The 8,445-nt window shown below is 40.4% G+C and carries 6 protein-coding genes and 1 pseudogene; 3 read left to right on the top strand and 4 right to left on the bottom strand.

The window, feature by feature from the left end:
• Positions 1–244 (top strand): annotated as a pseudogene (locus tag BP861_RS02405) (hypothetical protein); the annotation flags it as partial.
• Between the two features lie 176 nt (positions 245–420).
• Here BP861_RS02405 and BP861_RS02400 read toward each other — a convergent pair.
• Positions 421–1,764, bottom strand: a complete 1,344-nt coding sequence (locus tag BP861_RS02400; protein WP_292372221.1) for an ATP-binding protein — start codon at positions 1,762–1,764, stop codon at positions 421–423.
• Between the two features lie 771 nt (positions 1,765–2,535).
• Here BP861_RS02400 and BP861_RS02395 point away from each other — a divergent pair.
• The gene (locus BP861_RS02395) at positions 2,536–3,267 is read left to right on the top strand and encodes a flavodoxin family protein (RefSeq protein WP_292372219.1); all 732 of its coding nucleotides are present in this window, start codon (positions 2,536–2,538) and stop codon (positions 3,265–3,267) included.
• A 96-nt stretch (positions 3,268–3,363) separates the two neighbouring features.
• Here the strand turns inward: BP861_RS02395 and BP861_RS02390 are convergent, their stop codons facing one another.
• From BP861_RS02390 to BP861_RS02380, 3 genes are all read right to left on the bottom strand, one after another.
• Entirely contained in the window at positions 3,364–5,118 is a 1,755-nt protein-coding gene (locus BP861_RS02390) for an ABC transporter ATP-binding protein (protein WP_292372217.1), read from the bottom strand.
• A gap of 512 nt (positions 5,119–5,630) precedes the next feature.
• Positions 5,631–6,374, bottom strand: a complete 744-nt coding sequence (locus BP861_RS02385; RefSeq protein ID WP_292372215.1) for a geranylgeranylglyceryl/heptaprenylglyceryl phosphate synthase — start codon at positions 6,372–6,374, stop codon at positions 5,631–5,633.
• Between the two features lie 6 nt (positions 6,375–6,380).
• Positions 6,381–6,530 carry a 50S ribosomal protein L40e gene (locus BP861_RS02380; protein WP_048109418.1) on the bottom strand — a complete coding sequence of 50 codons (150 nt, stop codon included), beginning with the start codon at positions 6,528–6,530 and terminating at the stop codon, positions 6,381–6,383.
• A 388-nt stretch (positions 6,531–6,918) separates the two neighbouring features.
• On the opposite strand from BP861_RS02380, the gene purB reads away from it, so the two are divergent.
• The gene (purB, locus tag BP861_RS02375) at positions 6,919–8,265 is read left to right on the top strand and encodes an adenylosuccinate lyase (protein WP_292372209.1); all 1,347 of its coding nucleotides are present in this window, start codon (positions 6,919–6,921) and stop codon (positions 8,263–8,265) included.
• The last annotated feature ends 180 nt before the right edge of the window (positions 8,266–8,445 follow it).

Below are 8,445 nucleotides of genomic sequence, written 5' to 3'. Positions count from 1 at the left end.
TGCTGTGGAAGAAAATTCGTGGAATTCCATAAGGGATACCTCCGATCCTATAAATCTGACACTTTCAGCAAGTTACAGCAATGGGATAAATAAGCACGAAAATCTCGTAAGCAACATGTATATTCAGTCCATTGAGGAAACTCAGGGAGGTAATTCGAGCATGGTTGTTCCAGGCTTACTACTTGTTGTCGTCGCCGGTGCAGGTATGCTAATTTACAAAAAGAAGAAGCAGAGCAGAAAATAAACATAGCCGGAGATAAAAGTTCTCTGAAGACTTATTTCCAAAAGGTTTAAAGGCAGCAAGGTCCAGACAGGTTTCTTTAAACAGGTGGGGCAGTTTCAGGCTGCTCTTGACCTTTCGACTCTATAGAATAAAATGTGTAAAATGATATTATTAGTCCTGGCTTTGGCCAATTTCCTTTAAGATTGTATCTTTCGTTTCATCGGAAGGGTAAAGATAAACGTGCTGCCTTTTTCTCCCTTCGATTCCACCCAAATTTTTCCTCCGTGGAGATCTATAAAGTTTTTAGCAATATAGAGTCCAATTCCAATTCCACTATATTCCCTGCTTATGGAAAAATCTGCCTTAATAAAAGGCATAAACATTTTTTCATAATCCTCTTTTGACAACCCGATTCCGCTATCTGAAACTTTAATCTCGATCATCTCTTCTTTTTTAAAGGCGCTTACAGTAACCTTTTTCTTTTCAGGAGTAAATTTTATAGCGTTATTTATTAAATTGTATAAAATCTGTCTCAGTTTTGTCCTGTCAGCCTGGACTTTCTCAAGGGAGGTATCAACTTTTACTTCTACACTAATTTTCTTATTTGAAGCAAATGAGAGAAGACTCATTCTTACCTCTCCTATAAGGCTGGCAATATCTATATCCTCATAGTTAAGACTCCTTTCACCAGCTTCGAGCCTTGAGACATCAAGTAGATTATTGATAATTTCAAGAAGATTTTTCCCGCTTATGAGAATATTACTTACATATTTTGATTGCCTCGTATTCAGGGACCCAAAAGCCCCTTCCAATAGTAAATCTGAGAAGCCTATAACCGAGTTAAGGGGAGTCCGAAGTTCATGGCTCATGTTAATTATTAGTCCGTTTTTGGTCCAGTTTGAAGCTTCTATATCCTTTTCCGTGTTGAAAAAATCATTTTCTAGCTCTATTTTTCCTTCCAGAGCTCTCAAACGTTTCCATTTTCCGTTTCTTTTGGCAAAAACGTTATTTTCTTCTATTAGTTCAAGTAGGGATCTACCTGAAAGTTCTCCCAGAGGAAGGGTACAGAGAAATGTGACACTTTTATCATTTTCGAAAACTGCCTTTCCAATGGCTTTTCGACACGTCTCAAGACAGGGCTTAAGATGATTTCCAGTCTTTTTAATTTCAAAATTTGTTCTAAAGCCTGAAAATTCTCCAGAAAGGGCTTTTTTATATCCTTTTTCTGCGAGTTCTTTTACTGCTGACTCAAGAAGAGTAAGATTTTCCGGAAAAGGATTCGGCGACAGAATTTCTAATTGAGAGGAGGTGAGATAATATTCTACATCCACTCCTGCCTTCTTAAGTTCATTTTTTGCCCCTTCAGCGGCCAGTTTATCAGGGGAAATCAATAAGCAATATTCTCCTTCCTCGATTCCTTCCTTAAAATAGGTAACAAGTAGTTCTGTCAATTCTTTGGCGTCCTCATACACGGCAGAGATCTGGTGACTCTGCGGAGCATTTGAAAAAAGTCCAGGATCTTTAACAATATTTTTCCTCAAAATCCTTCCCCTCCGTATTCTAACTGCGTTTCAATATTATGCAACTGGTCTTGAATGGGGCATGAGACTGAGCCTAAAGAGTCAAATTTAATGTTCAACGATTTATGTGACTTAATACTTTTTTAAATTATTTAAATAACTCAGGCAAAAGAATCTTCTTTTAACTTATGGTACTATACATACGCTTCATTTTTTATATGTGTATTACTAGTATATATAAGAAATATCCAAGTTTATACTTTTCTTTTAATATAAATCATTATATATATTAGAAATTAATACAGGGTTTTGGGGATCTTAAGAAAATATATTTTAATTTTACACTATACAAATGTATTTCACTCCTACTCCGAATGGTCTCATCTCTGGCTTTTTTCTCATACCATAATTATTGTATTCAAATTATACAGAGCATTTATTTTCTGGATATTAGATCATAATTTATATATTGATACAAGTAGGAATGCTACTTATGTATATAGAAACTGACTATAAAAATTCAATTAGTTTTTCCATATACGATAATAATTACTAGGGAATAAGTGTAAGCATCTGGGCAGGGCCTAATATGCAGGGAAATATTTGCTAAGGTCAGTAATGAAAAGAAAGCTGAAAACAATTAGCGGAAAAACTTAAATCTCATTGCATACGTGGTTGGAAGGAAATAAGTAAAAACGCATAACTGTAAAATTGGCTTTTGTCGGAAATGCTATTGGGAACATTCTTTTCAGTTCACAGATCCTTTATTCAATGGGAAAGGGGGATTACTACATGAAAATAACAGTATTCAGCGGGAGCCATAAGGGCAGAGAAGGAAATACTCTTATTATGGTTGAGGAATTCCTGAAGGGAGCAGAAGAAGCCGGGGCAGAAACCGAAAATATTTTCCTGATCGAAAAAAAGATTGGGTATTGCAAGGGAAAATTTGAATGCTGGCTCAAGACCCCTGGGAGCTGCACAATCCGGGACGATATGGATGATTTGCTTCCCAGATTTGTGGCTTCAGATATTGCAGTATTTGCATGTCCTGTATATTTCGATAATATCCCGGCTGTTATGAAAAATTTCATAGATAGACTTGCTCCTGTGCTTTTGCCTCATTTTGAAGAAGATGAAATGGGGGAGTACAGGCATGCAAAGCGTTACGAAAAGCTTCCTAAAATCGCCGTGATATCAAACGCCGGGTTGCCGGGCCAGACAAACTTTCAGGTTGAAAGCCTTTTTTTCAAGAGGCTTGCGAGAGCTCTTCACACTGAACTTGTTGCTGAGATTTATAGAGGGGAAGGGGAAATCTTCAGGGGTAAAAGCAATTTCATGCTAAAACCTCTCCTGGGGAAGTATCAGAAATTGCTCAGATGCGCAGGAAGAGAACTTGTCGAAAACCAGAGGCTGTCAGAAAAAACAACCCAAGATCTCAAAAAGCCAATTGTGCCTGCAAGCCTGTACATAAAGTTCGGGAATGAAGAATGGGACCGGCTGCTCGAGGAAAATAAGGTTGACTAAAAATGTTAGGGTTTGATGAGAATCTTATCCCAAACCCTATCTGCGTGATCAACCGGCGCAACGGTTGCTACAAAACTTTTTGCTTTTTGCTGTTTCTTAATTAGCTTCAGAACCGCCTTCCACAAGGTCTTCCAGGCTGTGTTCCATGTAGGGGGCATTACTCCTGTTGATTAACTCCTGGCAGACTTCTGCCGGCTTTCCATCCAATGCAAGAGCTCCGTTATCAATCAATACAGCCCTATGGGCAACTTCCCTAACAAAATCCATATGGTGGCTTACAAGCACAATGGTTGTACCAAAGCGTTCATTGATTCTTTTTAAAGAGTTTGTGACATCCCTGAGAGTTACAGGATCAAGGTCTCCGAAGGGTTCGTCAAGCATTAGATATTCTGGAGACGTTGCAAGGCTTAAGGCAATAAAAGCCCGTACATGCTCACCTCCGCTGATCTGGTAAGGGGTTTTGTCAAGAATTTCCATTGGCAGGTCAAGGGCTTCAAAGACTGGCCTTGCATAAGTATCGACATCAGTTATCGGGATTGTCGGAAAGAGTTCGGAATAGATGGTTTCACTCAAATTGAGTTCCCGCAATGCAGTATCTTTTTCTTCTTCTGGCATGTCAGGAAGGCGGTATATAGTGTCAAGGGTCTCATCCGAAAGCCCCATTTCCCTGGCTTTACACCTTGCGTATTCTATTGCCCCTAGCTTTTTCATGCTTAGTCTGAACCGAATCTGTTCCCTTACAGTAGAGTTCACAGACATCGAGAATTCCTGGTTCATGATACTCATGATTCTACGGAGCTCCATGCGCTTTTTGCTATACTCGGTGACACCTACCCAATCCCCGTTGCAAAGATACTCGACGGTTCCGCTCTTTGGCCTTACAAGCCCCTCCATGAGCTTCATAAGGGTAGTTTTTCCAGCTCCCGAGGATCCGATAAAAGCCAGAATTTCTCCCTTGTAAACATCGAGGGAAAAATCTTTTATGTTAAGTACTTCTCCCATCCTGATGAGTGAATAGCGTTTTGAAATTTCCTTAACTTTGATGCAGACTTCTTTCTTCTCGGGTTCCACAAGCTCTTCCCTTGGTTTCATATCCCTGAGGAAATTTTTAAGCACGAAGGAAGGTTCTCCGTCGGCTGCAATTTTCCCATTTTCAAGGAATATCAGCCTGTCGGCAAGATATGCGTGAATTTCCGGAAGGTGAGAAACTACTATAATCGGGATATTCAATTTCTTTTTAAGACTCTTTATTACATCAAGAACTTCTTGTTTTGTGTCCGGCCCGGTCATTGTAACAGGTTCATCGAGGAGAAGAAGTTTTGGCTTTGCGGCAAGCTGCCTTGCCATTACAACTCTCTGTTTTTCTCCTCCGCTCAGGAGATTGGTGGAGTGAAGTGCCTTATCTTCCAGACCCACGAGTTTCAGATACTCCATTGCTTCTTTAAACAGTTCGTCGTAGTCATTATCTACATTGTGTGGAAGGTGTTCGTTTTGTGGAAGAGCTTCATACCCTACTCGAAGGTAGTTTAGCTTTCTTATAATATTTTCAATCGCAGGCCCGTTCCAGAGCCCGAAGTTTCGTTGGAGATGTATTGCGCTTACACTTTTCAGAAACTTCTCCCCTTCAATCCCTGAAGCAGGCGTTATAATTTCTCCATCTATTTCCACAGTTCCTTCCTGAAAGGGCTCAACTCCCCGGATAATATGCAACAATGTCGATTTTCCGCTTCCACTTCGACCTGTAATCCCGAGAATTTCTCCATCCTCTACCGTGAGGTCGATATGGTCCAGCACTCTTATCTTTTCGGAACGTACCTCATAATCTTTAACCAGGTTGGAAACTCTGAGCATAATCATACCTTTTAGTGTTAATCGTAAGTTAATGCCTGACCCGAAATCTGTTCTGCAATTCTGCCAATTGCATATGGTTATTTTGTATTCTTTCACTGCAATTTTCGGATGTTTTTTTGTGCCAATAGAATTTGTACTAAAACAGGAGTCAGATATTACCTTATAAGTATTTATTACAATCGGCTGCTGTAATTTAATCTGAACAGTATCAAAAATTAAATACTAATACTCAAGATTTCTGAAACTTACTGCATACCAATTTAGAGCTAAAAAAGAGCTTTTCTGGTCTAAAAGAGTTTTTCAATACTTTATTTTCATCGGTTTTGACCTTTATGAATTTTATTAAGCAAACAAACAAATTTTGTTCCTTTTTGAGCGTAAAAAAAGCCTACGCTCCGGGAAAAGTACTCTAAAAAACAAATATAAAAAGAAAGGCAGAATTTAATATGTCTTTAATAAGTCCTTTCACACTTAAAAGCAGGCAGCACATCCTGAATCTTTCTTTTCAGGGTTCATCTTTTTATGGCTGACACAAGCTCAGCCACTTTTTCAGTAACGTCCCGTACTTCTTCGACAATGGTGCCGGTAACTATCATATCTGCACCTGCCAATGCACAGAGTTTTGCAGTCTCTGCATCTCTAATCCCACCGCCAACGATGAGTTTGTTTTCCCCGAGTACTTTCTTGACAGCTCCTATCATCTCAGGATTGACAGGCTTGTCAGCTCCAGATCCGGCTTCAAGGTAGGTATAATGCATGCCCAGGTATTTGCCTGCAAGGGCATATACTGCGGCAATTTCAGGTTTCTTCCTGGGAATCAGTTTTGCGTCCCCTACCCAGCCAACCGTTCCTCCAGGTTCTACTATTAGGTATGCCATGGAGATTGGTTCTATCTGGCTCTGGTATACAAGCGGTGCTCCTAGCACCTGATTTGTAATCACATACCCTATATCTCTCGAGTTCAGCAGACTCATGAAAAATACGGCATCTGCATACTTGCTAAGCCCGGCTGAACTTCCAGGGAAAAGAATGGTTGGGACATCTACCTTTTCTTTTATTTTCACGACAGTTTCATCAAGTAGGGTTCCCGACGCTCCGGTTGAGCCCCCTATCATGATGGCATCGGTGCCTCCCTTAACTGCTGCAAGGGCAATTTCAGCGGCTCGTTCAGGCGTTTGGGAAGCGGGATCAATAAGGGTAAGATGAACTTTTCCTTCCTTATCAATGATTTTCTGAAGGTGTGCTTCCACCTGCAAAAAAGATCATGCTCCCTTAGATTCCTTGGATTTCACCCGAAGAGCACTGTAACCGCATTTTCTGCAGCGGGTTGCTCTTATTGCATTTCTGGCATTGCATCGCATGCAAATTTTTTTATTTAATAATCTTTCTTCTGCTTCTGGAAAACGAGCCATTTTTGTCACCTGCTACTATTTTTCAATATTGATATGGTATGGTATATAGCCCGCTTAATGGATGTTAAGGGATATAACGTTTTTCATCAAAAAAGTCTGTCTTTTCTTTTATTTTTAGAATAATCGTTGTTTTTCTTATCCCGTAACTCAAAGCTTATTTATTGCTTATGTTGTTTATTCTCTGCCCTGTCTACTTAATCCAGGACTGAAACTGTAATTAAGTTAACATTTGATTGTGGCAAAGTTAATATTGAAATTACATAACGCTGATAACCATTTAAAGCTAAAGTCATTATTTAAAACTAAAACCGTCAGGTTCTAAATATTTAATTATTAATTTAATCTCCTAAGGTTTATTTAATTCCTTATCTTATGAATGGTGATTTATGTGGCGATTCATCCTATAGACTACCGGTATGGTACAGCAGAAATGAAACGTGTGTGGAGCCAGGAAAACAGACTTGCCAAGCTCCTTCAGACCGAGGCAGCTCTTGCCCGCGCTGAAGCGGATATGGGTTTGATTCCCGCAGATGCGGCTGAAATTATATCTGAGAGTATCTCTTCTGTAAAAGCTGAAAGAGTTGATGAAATTGAAGCCGAGATCCATCATGATATGATGGCTGTGGTCACTGCAATTTCTGAGCAGTGCAGAGATGACGCTGGAAAATGGGTACATTTCGGAGCCACTTCAAATGATATCCTGGATACGGCAACAGCTCTCCAGATTAGGGATGCAATCGATATTCTGGAAGATAAACTTAAAAATCTACTAGAGGTTCTGCTTGACAAGGCCGATGCTCACAAGCTGACGGTCTGTTGCGGAAGAACTCACGGACAGATTGGAGTTCCAACAACATACGGCCTGCGTTTTGCTATTTGGGCTTCGGAGATTTCAAGGCATCTGGATCGTCTCTATCAACTCACTCCCAGAGCGACTGTAGGGCAGATGACAGGTGCAGTTGGGACCCAGGCTGCGTTTGGAAAATCCGGAATTCTTATCCAGAAGCTTACAATGCAGCATCTTGGAATCGGGGCTGTGGATGTTTCTAATCAGATCATTCAGCGGGATAGGCACGCAGAATTTGTAATGTGGATGGCAAATACGGTCACGACTCTCGATAAGATCGGTATCGAAGTTAGGACTCTCCAGCGCAGTGAAATTGCCGAGATTGAGGAAAGTTTCGGAAAAAAGCAGGTAGGCTCATCTACTATGCCTCACAAGCGCAATCCTATCAAATCCGAGCAGATATGCGGGCTTGCAAGGATTGTAAGGGCTATGGTCGAGCCCGAACTTCTTAATAATACCCTGTGGGATGAAAGAGATCTGACTAACTCTTCCTCAGAGCGGGTAATTTTCCCTGAAGCCTGCGTGCTTACGGATCACATCCTCAAGCTCGGGATAAATGTAATTGAAAACCTGAAGTTCTACCCTGAAAATATCCGGAGAAATTTGGAATTGCTCAGAGGCCTCAATATGGGAGAGGCTATAATGATTGAGCTTGCAAAAAGAGGAGTAGGCAGGCAGGAAGCCCATGAACTTGTGCGGACTGCAGCAATGAAAGCTCACGATACGGGACAGCATTTCAAGACTGTACTTCTGGAAACTCCTGAAATCGCAAGATATCTAACTGCTATAGATATCGAAAATCTCGTAAATCCTGACAGATATATAGGGACTGCAGTGGAGCAGGTTGAAGTACTTGTCGCAAAACTTCGTGAGGCTTATTCCCTCTAACTTACTCCTTCTAACTTTTTTATTATCTTCTATTTTTCCATATTACAAGAAGTTATTTTCTCTGGCCAGCATAGATGTCCTTCTATTTACCTTAATTTCTCTTTAAATCTTATCTAAACCGTTTATTAACAGCTATTTTTTCGGGATTTCGTTGGAGATTTTGGAGTCGCCTGACCAGAG

The sequence above is a fragment of the Methanosarcina sp. UBA411 genome, assembly GCF_002495725.1.
In the GTDB taxonomy this organism is placed as follows: Archaea; Halobacteriota; Methanosarcinia; order Methanosarcinales; family Methanosarcinaceae; genus Methanosarcina.
Note: the sequence above shows the minus strand (reverse complement) of the source record. Positions and strands in the feature narration are given on the sequence as shown.